The following is a 20,872-nucleotide window of genomic DNA, read 5'->3' on the forward strand; positions in this document are numbered from 1 at the left end:
ATGAGCGATACACTTGATCAACCAACCAAACGCTCACCTCCTGCACGCCGTAAAAAGAGACGCCGGAAAGCAGAGTTTGCCTCCGAAAGCCACATGTGCACTCATTTCATCAATAAGCTTCCAAAAGAGTGGGTCGCTTATCCTGAGTGGGGCAACTGGGATATTCTGCTTGTCAGAACAAAAGATGGCTTTCAGGTTGGCATCGAGGCCAAGTTGCGCCTCAATGCAAAAGTCATCTCTCAATCAGCAGAAACCGCCTATCAGAGTGACAAACCGGGACCAGATTGCCGAGCAATCCTGATCCCAAAGGGCTCCAATCTCGATTTTCAACCGGTTTGCAACATCCTGTCTCTACAGATCATCGAGGTTGAGAGCGAATCCTCCAAAAGCCCAAGCACGGTCAGCTGGTACCGGCCCAAACTCCCCAATCCAGATCGTGCGTCTCCAGCAGGAAATTTTAAAGAGTTTTATCCCATCAAACGGTTGGAACTTCCTGAAATCATTCCAGTTGTTGAAGCCGGCAAGCCCTCTCCCATCAAGCTGACACCGTGGAAAATTAAAGCCATCAAGCTTGACATTCTACTGCAAAAGCATGGCGTGGTTACGCGCAAACTGTTCAAGGCCCTCAACCTCAGCACAACGCTTTTCCTCCATTCCGGCAACGGCTGGATGCTGAAGGGATCAGAACGAGGCGTATGGACACGCGGTCCCAGTTTCCCCGATTTCAGAACTGGGTGCGAAGAGAACTACGACGAGCTGGAAAAACGTTACAAAACATGGGTTAAGACCTTACCGATGGAAGGCATCCTCGCACCGGAAACCGAAAAAGAACCCGCCTAATGAGCTGCCCTTTGTTGTTGCATGCAGAACAAACACCCCGAAACAACAGAGTTTCACTTGACGTAAATAGCTGTTAGATTACCCTTAGGTAAACCAAGCATCTGGGAGGGAGCGATGGTTGTCAAAACGCAAGATGAGACGGGCACCTTCAAAACGTTCAGGGACGCAAAGCGATATTACTGGCTGATTGCTTATGCCAGCAGCAGCGTCACACTCATCACAGTCGCGCTTTATGCCTACACGCACGTCACAGCAACTCTGTTCATTCCCCTCGTTTACTTCTTCATCGTCATTCCCGGCCTGGACGCTCTGATTGGCGAAGACCCGTATAATCCGCCCGATGATGTGCTGGTTCAAATGGCAGAAGATCCCTATTACAGTCGGCTCGTGCGCTGGCTCGTACCATATGCCTGGATCAACCTCTTTGCCGGTGTCTGGCTTGTTGGCACCTATGACCTGCCTCTCTGGCTGATTGCTTTGTTTGCCTTTGGCAAGGGTCTGTTCGGCTCTGGCACCATCATGCTTGCCCATGAACTCGGCCACAAAACCAACAAGACAGATCAGCTGTTGGCTAAATTTGCGCTCGCAGTTGTCGGCTACGGTCACTTTTGCATTGAGCACAATCGCGGTCATCACGTGCATGTGGCAACACCAGACGATCCAGCCAGCTCCCGCATGGGAGAAAGCATCTACGCCTTCGCTTGGCGCGAAATCCCCGGCGCATTCATCAGAGGCTGGCAGAACGAAAAGGAGCGCCTGCACAAGAAAGGCCTCAGCACCTTCTCGGTAAAGAACGATATTTTACAAGGCTATGCCATCACATTGATTGTATTTGCCATTTGCACTGCTCTGTTCGGCTGGAAGGTTCTGTTGTTGCTGGCTATTCAAAGCGTAGTCGCATGGTATGGCCTGACGCAGGCAAACTATGTGGAGCATTATGGCCTGCTGCGCCAGAAGGACAAGAATGGTAAATACGAGCGCTGTCAGCCGCGCCATTCATGGAACACCAATCACATCTTCTCAAACCTGAGCACGTTCCACCTGCAGCGCCATTCAGACCATCATGCCAATCCTCTGCGCCCTTATCAAACCCTGCGAAACTTCCCAGACTTACCCTGCCTTCCGAGCGGATATCCCGGCTGTTTCGCTCTGGCGGCTATCCCGTCACTGTGGTTCAAAACAATGGACCCTAAAGTGCTGGAATGGGCTGGCGGAGACATTGACAAGGTCAATCGCGTCAAAGGGTATGAACCGGTCGCATATACTGCCCCGAACATCTGTTGAAACACACAGAATACCACTGCATTACATGGTAATCACAGGGCCGCCCCGCTAAAACAGGATCAAGTTTTGAAGCGGGGTTAGACCAATGCAACATGGTGGCGATCTTTCAAAGGCAATCGCTGAATTTGGCGGCGAAGTCTGTGACTGGATGGACCTTTCCACCGGCATCAACCCTGTGGCCTACCCGGCCGCAGAACATATCACATTCCGCGGACTAGCCGAGCTGCCAAGCGAAAGAGCAGAGACCGCGCTGATTACAGCTGCGCGAAAGGCCTATCAAGTCGAGCCGCACTCAGGCATCACCGCAACACCCGGTACTCAGGCAATCATCACCGCACTACCGTATTTATTGGGCGCTAGCTCTTCAATCGCAATCGTCAGCCCAACTTATGCTTCCCACGAAGAAAGCTGGAGAACCGCAGGTGCGGCCGTCCAATGCGTTTCCGCTCAAGAAGCCTTTACCGCCACGACAGATCACCTCTTACTCGTGAACCCAAACAACCCGGATGGCCATCTCTTCTCAGAAACAGAACTGCTGGAGCTAGCCGCAAAGAAAAAAGAAAGCGGCGGCTACCTGATCATCGACGAAGCTTACATGGATTTATATCCAGAAGCCTCAATCATCCCAGATCTTGCCGACTTTCCAATTCTGGTTTTGCGCAGCTTTGGCAAGTTCTACGGCCTTGCAGGCTTACGCCTCGGCTTCCTTGTTGGTCCCAAAGCGATCACAACGAAACTACAGAACCAGTTGGGCAGCTGGGCGGTCTCCGGCCCCGCACTGGATATTGGTTGCGCCGCTCTGTCGGATATGAACTGGCAAGACGAAATGCGGGCGTTTTTGAAGACGGAGATGGACATCTTCAGGGCTACATTTCAGGAGCGAGGTATATCAGTCATAGGCCACACCAATCTCTATCTGTTGATTGACCACCCTTCTGCTCACCAGCTCCATACAGCGCTGGCGAAAGAGAAAATCTGGACACGTGTGTTCGATTACAGCGAAAGTTGGTTACGCCTTGGATTACCGGCATCTCAAGCCGCCCGAAAGCGGTTCACGCAAACTTTCGAAAGTGTAGTGCGATCGGTTGAAAATCATGCTGCTCTTTGAAAACACACTCTGGGTCGTACTACTTGCCATTCTTCTGGATGCCATCATTGGCGACCCAAACTGGCTGTGGTCCAGACTGCCGCATCCAGTCACTTTGATTGGCAAGCTGATCTCCTACATGGATCACAACTACAACAAACCCGAACACCAACGTTCAGCCCGCAAAACCAATGGCATTCTGACGCTTGTCTTATTGATCAGCAGCGCTGGCTTTGCTGGACTGGCACTCCAGTATCTGCTCGATTTCCTGCCATTTGGTAGCATTCTGGTTGCGCTGATCGGCATGACCTTGATCGCACAAAAAAGCCTCTACCAGCATGTCGCGAGAGTACGCGATGCCCTGAGAAACTCCGGCCTTACTGAGGCCCGCAAGCAAGTCTCCATGATCGTTGGCCGCAATCCGGAGTATTTGGATGAAGCAGGCGTCAGTAGAGCAGCCATTGAATCGTGCTCAGAGAATTTCTCAGACGGTGTAGTTGCACCCATCTTCTGGTTTGCCATATTGGGCCTGCCCGGGCTGTTCATCTACAAAGCCGTTAACACCGCTGACAGCATGATTGGTCACAAAAACGAAGCCTATGAAGACTTTGGTTGGGCCTCCGCACGATTTGACGACCTGATCAATTTACCAGCCTCTCGCTTGTCCGGTCTATTGATCGTACTTGCCGCACTCATTTCTGGCAGAGCCTATAAAACAGCATTCAGCACCATCCTTAGGGAAGCAAAAAACCACCGCTCCCCCAATGCAGGCTGGCCCGAAGCTGCCATGGCAGGTGCACTCGGAGTAGCCCTTGCAGGCCCACGCCAGTACGCTGAGTACCGTGTTGAAGATCCCTTTATGAACGCAGAAGGCCGCAAAATCGCTGATGCAGACGACATTGACGGTGCACTGAAACTGATGGCAATTTCCAGCGCGCTCCTAGCACTCCTGATCGCAGCAGTTTTAGTTATCTAACGTCCGCGACCGGGCAATTTCCCAAAGCGCGTCCAAATCCAGATGCTGCTCCAGATGATCCGCCAGCGCATCCAGCGCCCGTTCCACGCGATGCTCATATCCCAATTGAGAAACAGCTCCAAACCCTTTTAGGAATGCCGCACGAAACGCATCTGAGCCAAAGATACCGTGCATGTAACATCCGGAAATCTGGCCATTTTTCGAGGTTGCACCATCCACGTGGTCCCTTAGATCAACAAATGGCCGCTCACAATCCGGACCAGACGTCCGCCCCACATGGATCTCATAACCTGTGACACTCTCACCACTCGGGACATGCAACCCGGTCTTCTCAGTGGTTTCCTTATGAGCTGTCAGAACTGTTTCAACGTCCAGCAAGCCAAGCCCTTCAACGGTACCAGCCTCACCTTCAATGCCTTCAGGATCAGCAATCACCTTGCCAAGCATCTGGTAGCCACCACAAATGCCGAGCACTTGCCCACCGCGGCGGACATGACCGTAAAGATCAATATCCCACCCTTGAGCGCGGAAGAAGGCAAGGTCCCCGATAGTGGACTTGGTACCCGGGAGCAAAATCACATCCGCATCAGCTGGCAGCACCTCCCCCGGGAGCACAAACTCCAACGAAACTTCAGCTTCCATGCGCAGTGGGTCCAGATCGTCAAAATTCGCAATTCGGCTGATGACGGGAACCACAACCTTCAACTTACCGCGACAGGTGCTCTCAGAAAGGTCCAGCGCGTCTTCTGCAGGCAGGTCCATCACCTGCGCAAACCACGGCACCACACCGTTACACGGCCATCCGGTCTTTTCTTCAATAGCCGTTACACCTCTATCAAACAGTGAGGGTTCGCCCCTAAACTTATTGATCAAAAACGACTTTATGCGGTTTACTTCACCAATCTCCAGTACAGCATGCGTACCAACCAGCGAGGCAATGACGCCGCCGCGATCGATATCACCACACAGCACAACCGGAACATCCGCAGCCTCGGCAAAACCCATGTTGGCAATGTCACCAGAGCGCAGGTTGATCTCAGCCGGCGAGCCAGCTCCCTCAACGAGAACCAGATCAGCCCTTGACTCAATTTCGGCAAAACTCTCCATAACATACTGGATAAGCGTGCCTTTTTGCCGACCAAACTCCGCCCCGCGCAACGTACCAAACCGCTTACCCTGCACAATCACCTGAGATCCGCTATCGCTTTCAGGCTTCAGCAGAACAGGATTCATATGCACACTCAACGCAACTTTTGCACCACGCGCCTGTAAGGCCTGAGCTCGCCCGATCTCGCCACCATCAGCGGTAACAGCAGCATTGTTGGACATGTTCTGCGGCTTGAATGGCTGAACGGAAAGACCACGGCGCGTGAAAGCGCGTGCCAGTCCGGCGACCAGTACGCTCTTGCCAACATTGGAACCTGTGCCCTGTATCATCAGAGCTGGTTTTCTTTTCTGCGAAACGGAGGACGTCACAACTTAAAACTCAATGCCTTCCTGCGGCTTCACACCAGAGCGGAACGGATGCTTGATCTGGCCCATCTCAGTCACAAGATCCGCAATCTCAATCAGCTCGTCTTTTGCATTGCGACCCGTGATAACCACATGAACATCATCGGGTTTTTCATCACGAAGGAAGGATACGACATCCTCAAGCGGAATGTATTCGTAACGCAGCACGATGTTCAGCTCATCCAGCAAAATCATCTTATGTTCGCGAGAGCTGATCAGCTCCTTTGCTGCATCCCAGGCGGCGTGCGCAGCAGTAATATCCCGCTGGCGATCCTGCGTTTCCCAGGTAAAGCCTTCGCCCATGCGTTTGATGGTGACGAGATCGGAGAAACGATCCAATGCCATGCGTTCGCCGGTCTCCAGGCGACCTTTCACGAACTGAACAACAGCTACCTTGTGACCATGACCAAGACTGCGGAAGATCATGCCGAAACCAGCGGTGGATTTGCCTTTCCCCTTGCCCGTGTGGACAATCAGCAACCCCTTCTCAATGGTCTTAGTCGCCATGATCTTATCGCGAGCAGCCTTTTTTTTACGCATTTTTTCAGCGTGGCGTGCGTCCAGATCTTCTTCACTCATGTCAGCCTTGGTTACCATTCTTATTCCCCTCCATCCATGAGCGCGCGTCGCAGCTCCATTAAGTCATCATAGGCACTGTTTCGTTTCGGTACCCACATATCTCGTTGAATGATCTCTAAAAATCGCTCAGTCATTTCCAAAAGCGCCGCAGAATTCTTTTCTGCAATAAAGTCCCGCACCTCATCATCATAAAGATATGCATCATAGAGCTGATCAAAATGATGGTGCGAAACAGCATTGGTCGTCGCCCCAAAAGCAAAGAGATAGTCAACTGTCGCCGCCATCTCAAAAGCACCTTTATACCCGTGGCGCATAACACCTGCGATCCATTTTGGATTGGCAGCTCTTCCCCTGACAACCCGTCCGATTTCCTCAGAAAGCGTGCGAATGACAGGGCGCTCGGGGCGAGAGTGGTCGTTATGGTAGACGTGGGGAGCATCGCCTTTGAGCGTTTCAACAGTTGCGGCCAGACCGCCCTCAAACTGATAATAGTCATCAGAATCAAGGAGATCGTGCTCTCTGTTGTCTTGATTATGAACCACTGCATCAGCGTGTGTGAGGCGGGTGGCCAGATCGTCTTTGGCTTGTTCACCGTCTTGCGAGCGACCATAGGCGTAGCCGCCCCATTCTAAAAAACTCTCCGCAAAGTCAGCGCGTTTATCCCACAGTTTCTCGTCGATCAAAGTCTGCAAGCCAGCGCCGTAAGCTCCTGGTTTACTGCCGAAAATCCGGCTGGAGGACCGTTTTCGCGCCTGTCCTTCTTCAACACCCTTGGCCAGTAATTCCCCAAGCTCAGTTTGGTACCGCGCCGCCAACGGATTGGCGTCCTCCGGTTCATCAAGATCGCAGATTGCAGCAACGGCAGCATCGAACAGATGTATGAGTTGTGGGAATGCATCGCGAAAAAAGCCGGAAATTCTGAGGGTTACGTCAACGCGGGGGCGTTGGAGCTCGGAAAGTGGAACAATCTCAAATCCGGTAACGCGGCCTGAAGCTTCTTCCCAAACCGGGCGAGCCCCAATCAGCGCCAGCGCTTGAGCGATATCATCCCCGCCGGTGCGCATATTTGCGGTTCCCCAGCAGCTCATGGCGATGCTTTTCAGCCACTCACCGTGCTCCTGAAAATGCCGCATAATCAATGCGCTAGCGCTTCTCTCACCAAGCTTCCAGGCGACCTTTGTAGGAACGGAACGAACGTCAACAGAATAAAAGTTACGCCCGGTTGGAAGCACATCAGGGCGACCACGAGACGGCGCACCCGATGGTCCAGGGGGGACAAACTGCCCGGCCAAGGAGGATAACACCCCCTCAACTTCAGCCACTCCAGAGGCATCCACTGACTGCGCGATGTCTTGCTCCAGAGCCTCCAACACGGCAGAAGTCGCTGTAAACACAGCCGGAACCGTCAGCTCGCCAGAAACATACGCCAGCGCGAGCGCTTCCAACCGCTCAACCGTATCCCCGCAACTCCGCCACGGCGCGTCAACAAGCTCCTGCAAAAGCTCAGGCCGTTCTCCAACCCACGCCTGCTCAAAGGCACAGTCCAGCGGGTCAAACTCAACCAGATTCAAATCCTCAGAAAGCGCACGTAACAGACTGTTCTCATATGGCTTTTCGCCACGAGGCACGCGCAGCAATGCCACCAGCAGCTCGGCCCGCTGCTCTCCTGTTGGCGACTGCCCCAGAATGTGCAGCCCATCGCGAATTTGTAGCTCCTTCAGGTCACACAAGTACGCATCGAGCCGCGCCAAACGCGTGTCCTCATCCATCTCGGATGTCAGGCCTATATCCTTGTCCATGCCTTCTCGTGCAGCAACGCCAAGTATCTCTTTTCCAAGCGCTTTCAGGCGGCGATGATCCACACCGGCGGCAATGTAATATTCATCCAGCAATGCCTCCAGCTCCAGCGCGGAGCCGTGGCTCTCGGCGCGAGCCAGCGGAGGGGTAAGATGATCGATGATCACCGAGGATAACCGCCGTTTCGCCTGCGATCCCTCTCCGGGGTCGTTGACGATGAAAGGATAGATATTAGGCACAGGCCCAATCACGGCTTCAGGATAGCAAGCCTCTGATAAGGCTAATGCTTTTCCCGGAAGCCATTCCAGATTGCCGTGTTTGCCAAGGTGGATAAGTGCGTCCGCCTCAAAGCTGTCGCGCAACCACATGTACCAGGCAAGGTAATGATGCGGCGGAACAAGCGCCGGATCGTGATAAGTCTCCTTAGGATCAATGTTATAGCCGCGTGCGGGCTGAATACCGACGGTGACATTGCCATAGGTCTTCAGCGCCAGCTGGAAAGAGCCATCCACAATATGCGGATCCTCCTCCGGCGCACCCCAACGTTCCTCAATCCCCTCGCGCACAGCGAGAGGAAGCTGAGAAAACAACTGCTTATAGCGAGCAAGCGCAAACACTGCCCCGCCTTTGCGTTGGTTTGCGTTGCTAAGTGCGTTGGTTGGCCCAGCCAGCAGGTCGTCTATCAACGCCTCGGAAGCTTCCGGCGCATTCTCAGCAATCTCATAACCTGCTGTTTTCATAGCAGAAAGAAGATGCGTGCAAGAGGCAGGCGTATCCAGCCCAACCCCGTTTGCTATACGCCCATCCTTGTTGGGATAGTTTGCGAGGATTATGCCGACTTTGCGTTGATTTGCGTTTTTGTGTTTCAGCTGCGCCCAATTGGCCGCCAACGCTGCTACAAACTCAACACGGTCACGTTTTGGTACAAACCGAACAAGTGAACATTGTGTCCTGACATCACGGTCCCCCTCTTCCTTAAACGAGATCGCCCGCGTCAAAAGACGGCCATCAATTTCAGGAAGCACCACATGCATGGCAAGATCGCGCGGGGATAAGCCCTGATCACTCTCTGCCCAGCCTTCTTCCGAGGAGGACGACAGTACAATCTGCAGAACACATGCACCTTGCTTGTCGAGCACAGTGCTGGAATGAACAGTGCCAGCCGTCGACAAAGCAAAGGCTGTGGCGTTCAAAACCACGTCTGGCGGGCATGCCTCAAACACACTGGAAACAACGGCAGCGCATTCCGCCTGCTTCAGGCTCGCCACATAAAGCACCAGCGGATTTATCCCCTGCGCCTCAAGCTCATGGCATAATGCTTGTACTGGCTCGATTGCGCCGCTCTGGTAAAGCGCACGATAAAACACAACAGCAGCAACGGGGCGGCTCGGATCTTTCCAACTGGCCCGCACGTCCTCCAGAGTAGGAAGCGCATGGCCCTGCAACACCAAACCGGCCCGCGGCAACGCCATCGGCTCCGCTGGGGCCTGGGCAGGAAGCTCAGCAATCTGCGCCGCATAAAGCAAGGCGCCTGAGAGGTTCTCTGCACCGCCCTCAATCAGGTATCGCCACAACATTTGCGCAACGGACACAGGCACAGTGGAACGCTGTGCCAGCTCTTCATCCCATTTGTCGTCGCCTGGCAGCAGAACCAGCTTTACACCAAACGCGCGGGCAGCTGCTTCCAGCCGCTCAACGCCGTAACGCCAATATTCCACCCCGCCCAAAAGGCGCACCACAACAAGCTTGGAGGCCTGGATGGTCTGCTCAACATAAAGGTCAACAGAATACGGATGTGATAGTGCAAGAAAACTGGCAAGGCGAAGAGAGTATCCCTCATGCTGAGCATGTGCCGCCGCAAGCCCGGCAAGCTCCGTATCTGCCGCGCTTAAAAACACAACATCCGCAGGCGCCTGCTCAAGGTCGACGGCCTCTTCTCCATCATCCAATCGGCGTGACTGTCCGACAAGTACGTGCATCAGCGCTTAACCAGTTCAAATTCACTGAGCGCAGCCTGCACACTGTGCTTGTCCAGCCCCGCAAGGCCAATCACTACCAGCTTGGAATGGCTTTCACTGCCAGCTGCAAACCACGCTTCCACACGCGGCCCAACCGCCTGCACCAGCACAGGCGCGGTTTTGCCATCCACCACCACACTACCCTTAATGCGCAGCACACCAGAAACCTTCATGGCCGTTTCCACCTGAGCCTTAACCTCTTCTAGAGAGGCAAAGCGGCGAACCGGCAAAACAAAGCTCTCAAAATCATCATGAGAATGTTCGTGATGATGATGGTGGTCGTGGTCGTGGTCGTGGTCGTGGTCGTGGTCGTGGTCGTGAGCATGCTGTGCTTCATGGTGAGAAAGGCGCAAGTCCATATCATCTTCTGCACCAGCATCCCGCCCAAGCAGAACATCCAGCGCCAGCTCACCATGAGAGGCAGAAACAATCTCAACTCCATCGCGAACACGGCCACGGATCGTCTGCTTGACAGCCGCCAATTCTGCTTCAGTCAAAAGATCAGCTTTGGAAAGCACAACAAGGTCAGCACAGGTCAGCTGATCAGCAAACAACTCTTCCACCGGGCTTTCATGGTCCAGCGCATCATCCGCTGCCCGCTGCGCAGCAACAGCCTCTTCATCGCAGGCCACTTTGCCAGCAGCAACAGCCGGTGCGTCTACCACGGTCACCACACTGTCAACGGTCACGCGCGGCTTGACAGAAGGCCAGTTGAACGCACGCACCAACGGCTGTGGCAGGGCAAGGCCAGAGGTTTCAATCACAACAACATCCGGCACCTGCTCGCGCTCCAGAAGCATCTCCATGGTTGGCAGAAAATCATCAGCTACTGTGCAACAAATGCAGCCGTTGGCCAGCTCCACCACTTCATCAGCAGAACAGTCCGGGTCAGCACAGCCATTGACCAATGAGCCATCAAAGCCCATCTCACCGAATTCATTGACGATCAGCGCAATGCGCTTGTTCTGTGCCTTCATCAGCAGGTTACGCACCAGCGTTGTTTTTCCGGCACCCAGAAAACCAGTGATAATGACAGCAGGGATTTTTTTAGAAGGCGCAGCAAAAGAAACAGTCATAGGGAAATCTCCGGAAAAACAGCAGGCTTCAGCTGCAAAGGCTGTCCAGCAGCCACAAACATCACAAAATGGCAGAGGTCGGCGATACGCTGGTTCAGGCGTCCAGCTTCATCTCGAAAGGCGCGGGCCATGGCGTTTTCAGGCACAATGCCCATGCCCACTTCATTGCCAACAAACACAACGGGGCATGGCAAAGAGCTAAGAACTGCCTGAAGCCGCTCCAGCTCCACGGTCCAGTCCCGCTCCGCATGCATAAGGTTGGAAAGCCAAAGTGTCAGGCAATCAACGAGGATCGCACGATCGCTGCTGGCATGCGTTTTCAGCACGCGCACAAGCTCCAACGGCTCCTCAACAGTGTCCCAAAGGTCGCCACGCTGCACCTTATGATGCACGATGCGTTCCTCCATTTCACCGTCAAAGGCCTGGCCTGTCGCAATATAAGTCGGGCGTCGCCCGCTGCTTATGACCAGCTTTTCCGCATATGCGCTTTTCCCGGAACGAGCACCGCCCGTAACCAAGCAATGGCGAACACGAAGGTCGCCTCTCTGTTCAGCCATCTTTGTTAGCTGGCCAGCAAGCATATAGAAGCCGGGGCTTCACCTGGGGAATATGAAAGTCGAGCAACTGTCTCGCACGGAGACAGAAAAACATGTGTCATGAGCACCTCTCGCCGTCCACCCGACAGCAGTCCTATGTCAAATCATATCTCCAGCCGGTCTCCTGGCTTGCGGCTCAACCGACCATAGCCCCTTCCCAGCCCTTAAAAGGCCAGTGGGATTTTCGCTAAGGTCTCACCGCTCACAGTTGCGGGGGCAGCTGCGGCTTGTCTCCATAAAATATGGAACCGCATTCCCGTTTAATCTTGTCATTCCAAAGCCTGAGCCGGAACAAAAAGAAACTGGAGTTCTGGCCTTCAATGTGCGGCGCAATCAGCTCTCCTGTCAATTGTCTTTGTGAGGATTCCAACATCACCAGAAAATCAAACCCGCAAAATCCGCGGTTTTTGGAGATTTCTGGCTAACCCCCTTGGATATCTCAATAAAAAAATAGAGAAACTGTCCACAAATCGAAAAATACGCAAAAAACGACTTGGCAAACACAACATGCCTCTGTAAAAGCCTCCTCACGCAAACGGCGAGGCAAACTCGCAAGGGTGTCATGATCCCCGGTAGCTCAGTGGTAGAGCAAGCGGCTGTTAACCGCTTGGTCGCTGGTTCGAATCCGGCCCGGGGAGCCATTCTTTTTCGTTTGCAGCCATACGGCAAGATCATCGTGATCCCCGGTAGCTCAGTGGTAGAGCAAGCGGCTGTTAACCGCTTGGTCGCTGGTTCGAATCCGGCCCGGGGAGCCACTTCTTTTATCGATCGCCGCCAATGGCAACATAGTATGATCCCCGGTAGCTCAGTGGTAGAGCAAGCGGCTGTTAACCGCTTGGTCGCTGGTTCGAATCCGGCCCGGGGAGCCATATTTTTCTCTTTATCCTCCCCTTCTACTTAAACACCTCTTCTCTTCACAAAACACGTGCGTGCGCGTCTATCCAGAAAACAAGAAAAATGATGGGTAGAAAACCATGTTCACGCGAAGCGAAGGCGCAGCACTATCAAGTGCCGCTGGCCGAAGACATAAAGTCCATTTGGGTAGAACTCTCTTCCGCACAAAAGCGGAGGCGTTCCATTTTGCGCTAAAACTCACCCTGATCCTGCACATGGCGACCCACTGATCCAGCACCGGCTCCTTCAATTTTCAGGGAGTTCATAAGTCTGGAGAGCTGTGCATATCAGCAACGAGCCCAAATGCCGCCCGACAGCCCTTGGCACCCACAAAAAATTGGCCGAAATGAAGCGCTGTTCTTTCAAAAACTTAGCTCATACGGAAAAATACTAGTTTTTTTTGCCATATGTACAAACTGCGACCTACATCACAGTTCTATCCAAATCCTATAGCAAATCAACGCAATGAAAATTTTACATAATAGCATTTAAATAGCCTGAAAGTATAAATACGCGAAACATAATTTATATACAATTATTATGGCATAGATACTCTAAGTAAATGCGTATACCTCTAATATATCTAGTGCATATTACCATAATCACTACTAAGTGACGACTAGTGAAGTGCACATAATAAGGCGCCCCCTCTGGGAAAGTTGCTGCGTAAAAGTCAGGGAGCCATAAATGAGTAGTCTGTTACCATCCTGCGGTCTGCCGCAAACCTTCAAGTTGCACCTCACAAGATCAGTGTTTCTTGCCGCCTGCATCGCTGCGCCACTCGCTTTGGCTGCGCCTTCGCACGCAGAAACGCCACCCGCCTCCGCACCTGCCACAACATCAGGCCCTCAGCTCATCGAAAAGTCCGACAACGGCAACACCTACGCCATGCCAGAGGATTATCTGGCCGTCACCGTTGCTCCGCCCTCCAAAACACCCTACGCCGATCCATTAGAGAGCGATTTGTCCATCTGGGTTGGTGAGGTGGAAATTGAGGGCCGCAAGACCCTGTGGGTCGAGCTGATCGATACCCACGGCGAAGTCATCTACAATTCCGAGGTCCAGCAAAATGAGACGCACCTGCTGCCAGATGGCAGAGCCATAGCCGTCACAGTGATGCAACCTGCCACTCACAACAAAGCACTGCAGTCTGCCAGCCTGAAGAAAGACCAGTCCCGCGTGCCAACCGATGAGCGCTTTGTCATCACCCGCAAGGAAGCTTTTGCCCCGGCATTGGATACGCAGGTGAACCTGCTGGAAGTGCAGCCCGTCCCAAAGGAAGTCCATAACTCCTTCATGCTGCGCGCGGGCGAGAACGGTGAGATCCTCTGGAAAGCCACCAAGGATGCCATCACCTGGCTGGAAAGCAGGTCCTGACGAAGACTGGACTGCGCGCAAATCGATACTCTCTCAAATCGCATTTAGCGCACTCATTCGAAAGCCACGCACCCCGTGAGCAATTTTGTTCTCACGCGCAATCGCAAAGAGAATAATATCCTAGTCTGACGCACCCTTTGGCAGCCCATTTCTTGTTCTCGTGGGGTCAGCGCAGTAGCGTGGTCTCAAAAGGGGTAAACACCCGCATTCTGATTTTTGGTCATACGAATTATTTGAGAGAAACTATGGATACGCGCGCCTCTGCCATCGAAGCCATCGGCAACACTCCACTTATTCGCCTCAAAGGCCCCTCCGAGCGAACCGGCTGTGAAATTCTCGGCAAAGCCGAGTTCATGAACCCGGGCCAGTCCGTCAAGGACCGCGCCGCGCTCTTCATCATCAATGACGCAGTCAAACGCGGCACGCTCAAACCGGGCGGCATCATCGTGGAAGGCACGGCCGGCAACACCGGCATCGGCCTCGCGCTGGTCGGCAACGCCCTGGGCTACCGCTCTGTCATCGTCATTCCAGAGACCCAGTCTCAGGAAAAGAAAGACATGCTGCGCATCGCAGGCGCTGAGCTGATCGAAGTTCCGGCTGTCCCTTATAAGAACCCGAACAACTACATCAAAGTCTCCCAACGGGTTGCAGAAGAGCTGAACAGAACCCACCCGCAAGGCGCCATCTGGGCCAACCAGTTTGATAACACCGCCAACCGTCAGGGCCACATTGAAACCACCGCTCAGGAAATCTGGCAGCAGACCGACGGCAAAGTGGATGGCTTTATCTGTGCGGTCGGCACCGGCGGCACGCTTGCCGGCACCGGCATCGGCCTGAAGGACAAGAACCCGAACATCAAGATCGGCCTTGCAGACCCACACGGCGCAGCGCTTTACAACTATTACGCCCACGGCGAACTGAAGTCCGAAGGCTCCTCCATCTCGGAAGGCATCGGTCAGGGCCGCATCACCGCCAATCTGGAAGATGCACCGATCGACATCCCTTACCGCATCTCTGATGAAGAAGGCCTGCTGATCAACTTCGAGCTTCTGGAACACGAAGGCCTCTGCCTTGGCGGCTCTTCCGGCATCAACGTCGCTGGCGCAATCCGCCTCGCAAAAGAACTCGGCCCCGGCCACACCATCGTGACCATCCTGTGCGATTACGGCACCCGTTATCAGGGTAAGATGTTCAACCCGACCTTCCTGCGCGAAAAAGGCCTGCCAGTGCCAGAATGGATGGAACGCAAGTCCGAAATCGCCATTCCATTTGAAGCTGCCTGAGGCTTGTGCCTATCCTTGAGCCGAGAGGATAATCCCCCGACAAGGATAGGCAAAAAGCGATTACCAAGGCAGTTTATACACCGCCAAACAACGGCAAACTGCCGTTAACGGAAGTCTTTGCAAAATACGCCAAGAGGTTTTGACCAATCCTCTTGGCGCAGCTATAAGTAGGTCCTCGCCTTACAGGAGTTGTAACGCTTGGAATCTTCATTTAGCCTTCTTCCCCTGATCGCAATTTTCAGTGTACTTTTCTACGCATTGGCAGTCATTTGTGCCATTCGCGAGATCATGTACTCGCGCACCTCACAAGGCAGCATTGCCTGGCTGCTCTCCCTGTTTTTCATCCCCATGCCAACGGTCCCGCTCTACTTCATCTTCGCGTGGAAACGGCTGGATGATTACATCGAGGTGCGGGACGATATCTCCCAGATTGAAGCGGACGTCCTCAACCGCCACACACCGTATGTAGACGGCACAGCCAGCAACAAATGGCGCGTACACACCCGTGTCGCTTCCGTGCCCTTCTTAGAAAACAATCAGTGCGATCTGCTCATTGATGGCCCTGAGATGTTTGCCTCCATCATTGAAGGCATCCGCACCGCCGAAAGACATGTCCTCGTCCAGTTTTTCATCATCCGCGAAGACAGTATTGGACTGGAGCTGGCCGACGCCCTGATAGAACGCGCCAAAGCAGGCCTGCGCGTCTGCCTGCTTTACGACGACATCGGCTCCCGCTCTCTTTCCACCCAGTACCTGACGCGCCTGCAAGACGCCGGCGTCCGTGTCAGCGCCTTCAACAAACGCCATCGCCTTATGCGCATGCTCGGCCCCATGCGCCTCAACTATCGCAATCACCGCAAAGTCGTGGTCACAGACAGCAAACACTGCTGGATCGGCGGTCACAACATCGGTGAAGAGTATCTGGGGCTGTCCAAGGAGTTCGGCCACTGGCGAGACACCCACGTCAAAGTCACCGGCCCTGCAGCACTGGCGGCCACACTGTCCTTCAGTGAAGACTGGCAATTTGCAACGGGCAAGACATTACAACTGGAGCTGCCCTCCACCTTCTCCCAAACGGGTGGGGAAAGCGTCATGGTCATGCCAACAGGCCCGGCGGACATTCAGGAAGACTGCGCCATCACGTTCGTGGAAAGCATTTCAAGAGCCAAGGACCGCATCTGGATCGTCAGCCCATACTTTGTACCGGGCATCGAGGTCCTCACAGCCCTCTACGCAGCCGCTTTGCGCGGTGTGGACGTCCGCATCCTCTTACCGGAGAAAGCCGACCACTGGCTCGTCTGGCTCGCCAGCTACGCCCATGCAGATAACCTCGCCAGCCATGGCATCAAGGTCTATCGTTATCTGGAAGGCTTTCTGCACGAAAAAGTCATCCTCATCGATGAGGAATTGGCAGGCATCGGCACAGTCAACTTCGACAACCGCTCCTTCAACATCAACTTCGAGATCACACTCTGGTTCACAGGCCAGAATATGATCAGGAAAACCGAAGAGATGCTGCAACAGGATTTCAAAGGCGCCCGACAAACAGATCGCCTCGAACTCAACAACCGCCGCTACGCCTTCCGCGTCCTCGCCCAAGCCGCTCGTCTGTTCTCACCCATTTTGTAGATCCTTTTTCTTGGCCACTGATCGCTTTTGCAAAAGCGATTGCTCGCCCCGAACATTAGAATATTGATTGAATGACCAAAGATCAGAAAAAAGTTGTTTTGATTACAGGCGCAGGACGCGGATTAGGTTACGCGACAGCCGTTGCGTTCAGGGCCGCAGGCTATGAAGTTATTGCAACAGCACGTGACACCTCTGAGAAGCAGGACAAAGCGGGCCTCAATTGGAGACTGCTGGACGTGAAAGATGCTTCAGCCTGCAATGGAATCATCGCGGACACGTTTGCTGAATATGGCCGATTAGATATCTTGATAAACAACGCTTCAGGCTACACCGGCGGTATGCTCTTCGATGAGCTATCTGACGAAGAGATCATCGTAGAAACAGATATCACTCTCAAAGCCCCAATGCTCCTCTCCAAGGCTTTCATGAAACATGGAAAACACCAAGGTTTTGGGAAAATCATTTTCATTAGCTCAACAGCAGGCCTCACCAACCGTGGTGCCGCCAGTAAGTGGTCAGCCTATTCGGCAACCAAAGCAGCGATACTTCGATTTTCTGAAAGCCTGCAAGGCGATCTCTATGCCTATGGGATGCAAAGCCATGTCATCATCCCAGACAATCTTCGGGAAACAGAAGACATGAAAGAACTGTCTCAGGAAGCTGCTACATCATACGAAGCGGTATCTGAAGCGCTTTTGTTTCTGGCTCAACTTAAAGGCAACCTCTCAATTTCTCGCATGGATATACGCCCGGCTATCATTGCGAGCAATGATGCTTCCAATAAGCCCGAAACTCTTTAGAGCACCCTTCGAAATAATGAGGACAGTTCAGTAGACTTGCGTGGGGGCAGTAAAATACGTTAGGGCCAATTGAGAATAATAACCCAGAGGGCCTTTCGCATGTATTTTGTGCCTGAACTAAGTGTGATGGCGGGCTTTACCCTTGCTGCCTTCATCCTGTCCATTACCCCTGGACCGGACATGACCTTCTTCATGAGCAAAACGCTCACACAAGGTCGCAAAGCGGGACTGGTTGCGATCATCGGCGCAACAAACGGCATCATGATCCATGCGTTTCTGGCAGCCATCGGCATCTCCGCGCTGCTCGCTGCATCTGAGTTTGCCTTCCAAATCCTCAAAACAGTGGGCGCGCTCTATCTGGTCTACCTGGCCTTCCAGATCCTGCACAACGGCTCAGCCCTCTCATTGGAAGAAGGCGAAGCATCCCGCGAAACACCAAGAGCCATCTGGGCAAAGGCTGTCACGATCAACCTGCTCAACCCGAAAGTTGTGCTGTTCTTCGTAACCTTCCTGCCACAGTTTGTGTCCGCATCTGATCCATACGCAACCTCCAAACTGCTGTTCCTTGGTTTCTTTTTCATTCTGCTGAACGTGCCAAGCAGTCTGGTAATGGTGTTTGGGGCCTCTGCTGTCTCCAAGTTCCTGCGCAGCTCACCGCGGGTGATGCGCATCCTCGACTATTCTTTCGCCGGCATCATGGCAGCTTTCGCTGTGAAGCTGCTCAGCGCCCGCTCCACCGCTTAAGATCACCAGTTAAAAGGTGCGCCAATTCATTTCATGGCGCACCTGTTTCAATCCATTTGAGATTATTCCATGACCGAACATTTGTACCGAGAAGAGGCTTACCTGCGCAGCAGCGAAGCGGTTGTAAGTGAAATCACACCGGAAGGTGGCATCATTCTGGACCGGACCTGCTTCTACCCCAATGGCGGCGGCCAACCGGGCGACTGTGGCTCTCTTGAGCTGGAAGATGGCACCCGCATTCCAGTCGCAGCAGCTGTCTATTCCAAAGACCGCAGCCAGATTGTGCATGTACCAACTGAGGGCACCGAGCTTCCAGCAGGATTGACCAGCGGCACAAAAATCACCGCGCACATTGACTGGGAGACCCGCTACAAGCGCATGCGTGTCCACACAGCATTGCACTTACTCTCCGTTGTTCTGCCTTTCCCGGTCACCGGTGGCCAGATCAGCGATGGCACAGGCCGTCTGGACTTTGATATTCCCGAGGCAGCACTGGACAAGGAAGAGCTGTCCGGCAAGCTTCAGGACCTCATTGCTGGTGATCATGCCGTGACGCAGGAATGGATCACAGACGATGAATTAACTGCCAATCCTGGCCTTGTAAAAACCATGAGTGTAAAACCACCTATGGGCAGCGGACGGGTAAGACTGATAAGAATTGGGGAAGACGTTGATTTGCAGCCATGCGGTGGAACGCACGTGTCACAAACCGCACAGATTGGCAAAGCTGTAATCACTAAGATTGAGAAAAAAGGCCGTCAGAACAGACGCGTCCGTATCCAGTTGGAGGACTAAAACATGGCTCAGGACCCGATTGTTTCGACAAGCTGGCTCAAGGATCACCTTGATGCTCCTGATGTAGTTATCATTGATGCTTCCTGGTATCTGCCTGCCATGGATCGCGACGCTAAAAAGGAATACGAGCAAGAGCATATTCCCGGCACACTGTTCATGGATATCGACGAGGTCTCCGACCAGAATTCCCCGCTTCCGCACATGATGCCGGAACCGCACATATTCTCTTCTAAAATGCGTAAGATGGGTATTGGTGACGGCCAGACCATCGTTGTCTACGATGGCATGGGCATTTTCTCCGCCGCACGCGTCTGGTGGATGTTCCGTGCCTTTGGGGTAAAGAGCGTCTTCGTGCTGGACGGTGGCTTGCCTGCGTGGAAGGAAGAAGGATATCCGGTCTCCGACGAAGTGCCTGCCCGCATGGAACGCCACTTCACAGCCATGTTGAACAACGACATGGTCCGCAACCTCGATGAGGTGCAGGACGCCATGGACACCAGCAGCCACCTTGTGCTTGATGCACGCGCACCAGAGCGCTTCAAAGGACTGGCACCAGAGCCACGCGAAGGCGTACGTGCCGGCCACATGCCAGGCGCTCTGAACCTGCCATTTGGCCTGCTGTTGAACGACGGCAAGCTGCGCTCCAAAGAAGACCTGCAGAACATCTTCGCACAGGCTGGTGTGGACGCCTCCACTCCGGTGATCACCTCTTGCGGTTCAGGCGTGACAGCAGCTGTCATCACCTTGGCTCTGGAACAAGTTGGCTTCACCAAAAACGCACTTTACGATGGCTCATGGACCGAATGGGGCTCAAGCTCTAAGACTGAAGTCATCAGCGAGCCGGCCTGAGTTAAACCAGAATCATATTCGCAACAAAGCCCTGCAAGTCACTGACTTGCAGGGCTTTTCTTTATGCAACGGCTAACACATCCTGTCGCGCAACTGCGTCCTGTTTGCCAAGCTCAGTTATTTCAGCAATCCAGGAAGCACGCTCATCCTCACTCGCCAGATACATTGGCGAGAACATCTTGAAGCTGTGCTCTTCAAACCCGATAAAGTCCAGTATCTGACGCCCCATGATCTTGTCATGAGCACAGTCATAAAGCTCGTCATAGTAATGCGCTGCTGTATCACTGGTGATAATCACACGTGCGCTACGACCTTTAAAAAGCTTCACGGGAAGCTCTTCCCCTTCCACCATTTTGAAGGCAACGCCCGGCAGCAAGGCACGGTCCAGCAGACTTTTCATCTGGCCCGGCATACCACCCCACCACAACGGATAAACAGGCGTCCAATGACTGCACCATTTCAGGTTCTCCTGAAAAGCAGCCACATCCGGCTCCAGCTCCTGATTTCCTTTAAAATCACCTGAGAGCAACGCACTTTCAAAGGTCATGGCGCTCAGGCGCATCACACGAACCTCCGCACCCGCTTGACGCGCAGCTTCGCCATAAGCTTCAGCAAGTGCATGCCCAAAGCGATCCTCTCCGAGATGACCGCTAAACACAAATATCCTGTTTGTCATGGGAACTCCATTTATTTGACTGCGGTCAACTTATTTTCAAAATATGACTGGAGTCAATTT

At 53.4% G+C, this 20,872-nt stretch carries 17 protein-coding genes, 3 tRNA genes and 1 riboswitch; of the genes, 14 read left to right on the plus strand and 6 right to left on the minus strand.

The genetic code is table 11. The features are described from left to right. From PsAD26_RS18085 to cbiB, 4 genes are all read left to right on the plus strand, one after another. Entirely contained in the window at positions 1-840 is an 840-nt protein-coding gene (locus PsAD26_RS18085; RefSeq protein ID WP_063311561.1) for a hypothetical protein, read from the plus strand. 114 nt (positions 841-954) lie between these two features. Further along, entirely contained in the window at positions 955-2,124 is a 1,170-nt protein-coding gene (locus PsAD26_RS18090; RefSeq protein WP_063311562.1) for an alkane 1-monooxygenase, read from the plus strand. Positions 2,125-2,209: 85 nt separating this feature from the next. Beyond that, positions 2,210-3,232 carry a threonine-phosphate decarboxylase CobD gene (gene cobD, locus PsAD26_RS18095; protein ID WP_063311563.1) on the plus strand — a complete coding sequence of 341 codons (1,023 nt, stop codon included), beginning with the start codon at positions 2,210-2,212 and terminating at the stop codon, positions 3,230-3,232. Beyond that, positions 3,219-4,187, plus strand: a complete 969-nt coding sequence (gene cbiB / locus PsAD26_RS18100) for an adenosylcobinamide-phosphate synthase CbiB (protein WP_063311564.1) — start codon at positions 3,219-3,221, stop codon at positions 4,185-4,187. The genes cobD and cbiB overlap by 14 nt, the downstream gene beginning before the upstream one ends. On the opposite strand, the gene PsAD26_RS18105 is transcribed toward cbiB, so the two are convergent. The 5 genes from PsAD26_RS18105 to cobU are packed head-to-tail and all read right to left on the minus strand — an operon-like array spanning position 4,176 to position 11,726. Next, positions 4,176-5,624, minus strand: coding sequence for a cobyric acid synthase (locus PsAD26_RS18105; protein ID WP_063311565.1), 1,449 nt, complete (start codon positions 5,622-5,624; stop codon positions 4,176-4,178). The two genes, cbiB and PsAD26_RS18105, sit on opposite strands and share 12 nt — an antisense overlap. Positions 5,625-5,666: 42 nt before the next feature. After that, positions 5,667-6,296: a cob(I)yrinic acid a,c-diamide adenosyltransferase gene (cobO, locus tag PsAD26_RS18110; protein WP_063297505.1), complete on the minus strand. Its 630-nt coding sequence runs from the start codon at positions 6,294-6,296 to the stop codon at positions 5,667-5,669. Between the two features lie 2 nt (positions 6,297-6,298). Then, entirely contained in the window at positions 6,299-10,054 is a 3,756-nt protein-coding gene (gene cobN / locus PsAD26_RS18115) for a cobaltochelatase subunit CobN (protein WP_063311566.1), read from the minus strand. After that, a complete protein-coding gene (gene cobW, locus PsAD26_RS18120; protein ID WP_063311567.1) occupies positions 10,054-11,169 on the minus strand; it encodes a cobalamin biosynthesis protein CobW in 1,116 nt (371 codons plus the stop codon). Before cobW ends, cobN begins: the two co-directional genes overlap by 1 nt. Then, a complete protein-coding gene (gene cobU / locus PsAD26_RS18125; RefSeq protein WP_084403748.1) occupies positions 11,166-11,726 on the minus strand; it encodes a bifunctional adenosylcobinamide kinase/adenosylcobinamide-phosphate guanylyltransferase in 561 nt (186 codons plus the stop codon). The genes cobW and cobU overlap by 4 nt, the downstream gene beginning before the upstream one ends. Before the next feature lie 135 nt (positions 11,727-11,861). Next, positions 11,862-12,071, minus strand: a riboswitch (cobalamin riboswitch). A 260-nt stretch (positions 12,072-12,331) separates the two neighbouring features. Between cobU and PsAD26_RS18130 the strand changes: the two genes are divergently transcribed. The 10 genes from PsAD26_RS18130 to sseA all read left to right on the plus strand — a co-directional run bounded on the left by PsAD26_RS18130 (position 12,332) and on the right by sseA (position 20,136). Further along, positions 12,332-12,406 (plus strand) — tRNA-Asn (locus PsAD26_RS18130). A 39-nt stretch (positions 12,407-12,445) separates the two neighbouring features. Further along, positions 12,446-12,520 (plus strand) — tRNA-Asn (locus PsAD26_RS18135). Between the two features lie 39 nt (positions 12,521-12,559). Beyond that, positions 12,560-12,634, plus strand: a tRNA-Asn gene (locus PsAD26_RS18140). 712 nt (positions 12,635-13,346) lie between these two features. After that, on the plus strand, positions 13,347-14,036 hold the full coding sequence (locus PsAD26_RS18145; protein ID WP_063311568.1) for a hypothetical protein: 690 nt from the start codon (positions 13,347-13,349) through the stop codon (positions 14,034-14,036). A 245-nt stretch (positions 14,037-14,281) separates the two neighbouring features. Next, positions 14,282-15,319, plus strand: coding sequence for a cysteine synthase A (locus tag PsAD26_RS18150; RefSeq protein WP_063311569.1), 1,038 nt, complete (start codon positions 14,282-14,284; stop codon positions 15,317-15,319). 198 nt (positions 15,320-15,517) lie between these two features. Continuing rightward, on the plus strand, positions 15,518-16,948 hold the full coding sequence (cls, locus tag PsAD26_RS18155) for a cardiolipin synthase (protein ID WP_063311570.1): 1,431 nt from the start codon (positions 15,518-15,520) through the stop codon (positions 16,946-16,948). A 71-nt stretch (positions 16,949-17,019) separates the two neighbouring features. Further along, on the plus strand, positions 17,020-17,748 hold the full coding sequence (locus PsAD26_RS18160) for an SDR family NAD(P)-dependent oxidoreductase (RefSeq protein WP_063311571.1): 729 nt from the start codon (positions 17,020-17,022) through the stop codon (positions 17,746-17,748). A 99-nt stretch (positions 17,749-17,847) separates the two neighbouring features. Then, complete coding sequence (locus PsAD26_RS18165) at positions 17,848-18,492, plus strand: LysE family translocator (protein WP_063298980.1); 645 nt, start codon at positions 17,848-17,850, stop codon at positions 18,490-18,492. Between the two features lie 69 nt (positions 18,493-18,561). Beyond that, positions 18,562-19,287, plus strand: a complete 726-nt coding sequence (locus PsAD26_RS18170) for an alanyl-tRNA editing protein (protein ID WP_063311572.1) — start codon at positions 18,562-18,564, stop codon at positions 19,285-19,287. A gap of 3 nt (positions 19,288-19,290) precedes the next feature. Continuing rightward, a complete protein-coding gene (sseA, locus tag PsAD26_RS18175; protein WP_063311573.1) occupies positions 19,291-20,136 on the plus strand; it encodes a 3-mercaptopyruvate sulfurtransferase in 846 nt (281 codons plus the stop codon). A 61-nt stretch (positions 20,137-20,197) separates the two neighbouring features. Here the strand turns inward: sseA and PsAD26_RS18180 are convergent, their stop codons facing one another. Further along, the gene (locus PsAD26_RS18180; RefSeq protein WP_063311574.1) at positions 20,198-20,812 is read right to left on the minus strand and encodes an NAD(P)H-dependent oxidoreductase; all 615 of its coding nucleotides are present in this window, start codon (positions 20,810-20,812) and stop codon (positions 20,198-20,200) included. Positions 20,813-20,872: the final 60 nt, after the last annotated feature.

Origin of the sequence: Pseudovibrio sp. Ad26, assembly GCF_001623285.1 — a bacterium.
In the GTDB taxonomy this organism is placed as follows: Bacteria; Pseudomonadota; Alphaproteobacteria; order Rhizobiales; family Stappiaceae; genus Pseudovibrio; species Pseudovibrio ascidiaceicola.

Bases quoted from the DNA above. Each gene is read 5' to 3' on its own strand.
- cbiB (WP_063311564.1), top strand. From the start codon at position 3,219: ATGCTGCTCTTTGAAAACACACTCTGGGTCGTACTACTTGCCATTCTT.
- sseA (WP_063311573.1), top strand. From the start codon at position 19,291: ATGGCTCAGGACCCGATTGTTTCGACAAGCTGGCTCAAGGATCACCTT.
- PsAD26_RS18150 (WP_063311569.1), top strand. From the start codon at position 14,282: ATGGATACGCGCGCCTCTGCCATCGAAGCCATCGGCAACACTCCACTT.
- PsAD26_RS18090 (WP_063311562.1), top strand. From the start codon at position 955: ATGGTTGTCAAAACGCAAGATGAGACGGGCACCTTCAAAACGTTCAGG.
- cobN (WP_063311566.1), bottom strand. From the start codon at position 10,054: ATGCACGTACTTGTCGGACAGTCACGCCGATTGGATGATGGAGAAGAG.
- PsAD26_RS18165 (WP_063298980.1), top strand. From the start codon at position 17,848: ATGTATTTTGTGCCTGAACTAAGTGTGATGGCGGGCTTTACCCTTGCT.
- cobU (WP_084403748.1), bottom strand. From the start codon at position 11,726: ATGGCTGAACAGAGAGGCGACCTTCGTGTTCGCCATTGCTTGGTTACG.
- cobW (WP_063311567.1), bottom strand. From the start codon at position 11,169: ATGACTGTTTCTTTTGCTGCGCCTTCTAAAAAAATCCCTGCTGTCATT.
- PsAD26_RS18170 (WP_063311572.1), top strand. From the start codon at position 18,562: ATGACCGAACATTTGTACCGAGAAGAGGCTTACCTGCGCAGCAGCGAA.
- PsAD26_RS18160 (WP_063311571.1), top strand. From the start codon at position 17,020: ATGACCAAAGATCAGAAAAAAGTTGTTTTGATTACAGGCGCAGGACGC.
- cobD (WP_063311563.1), top strand. From the start codon at position 2,210: ATGCAACATGGTGGCGATCTTTCAAAGGCAATCGCTGAATTTGGCGGC.
- cobO (WP_063297505.1), bottom strand. From the start codon at position 6,296: ATGGTAACCAAGGCTGACATGAGTGAAGAAGATCTGGACGCACGCCAC.
- PsAD26_RS18105 (WP_063311565.1), bottom strand. From the start codon at position 5,624: ATGATACAGGGCACAGGTTCCAATGTTGGCAAGAGCGTACTGGTCGCC.
- PsAD26_RS18085 (WP_063311561.1), top strand. From the start codon at position 1: ATGAGCGATACACTTGATCAACCAACCAAACGCTCACCTCCTGCACGC.
- PsAD26_RS18180 (WP_063311574.1), bottom strand. From the start codon at position 20,812: ATGACAAACAGGATATTTGTGTTTAGCGGTCATCTCGGAGAGGATCGC.
- PsAD26_RS18145 (WP_063311568.1), top strand. From the start codon at position 13,347: ATGAGTAGTCTGTTACCATCCTGCGGTCTGCCGCAAACCTTCAAGTTG.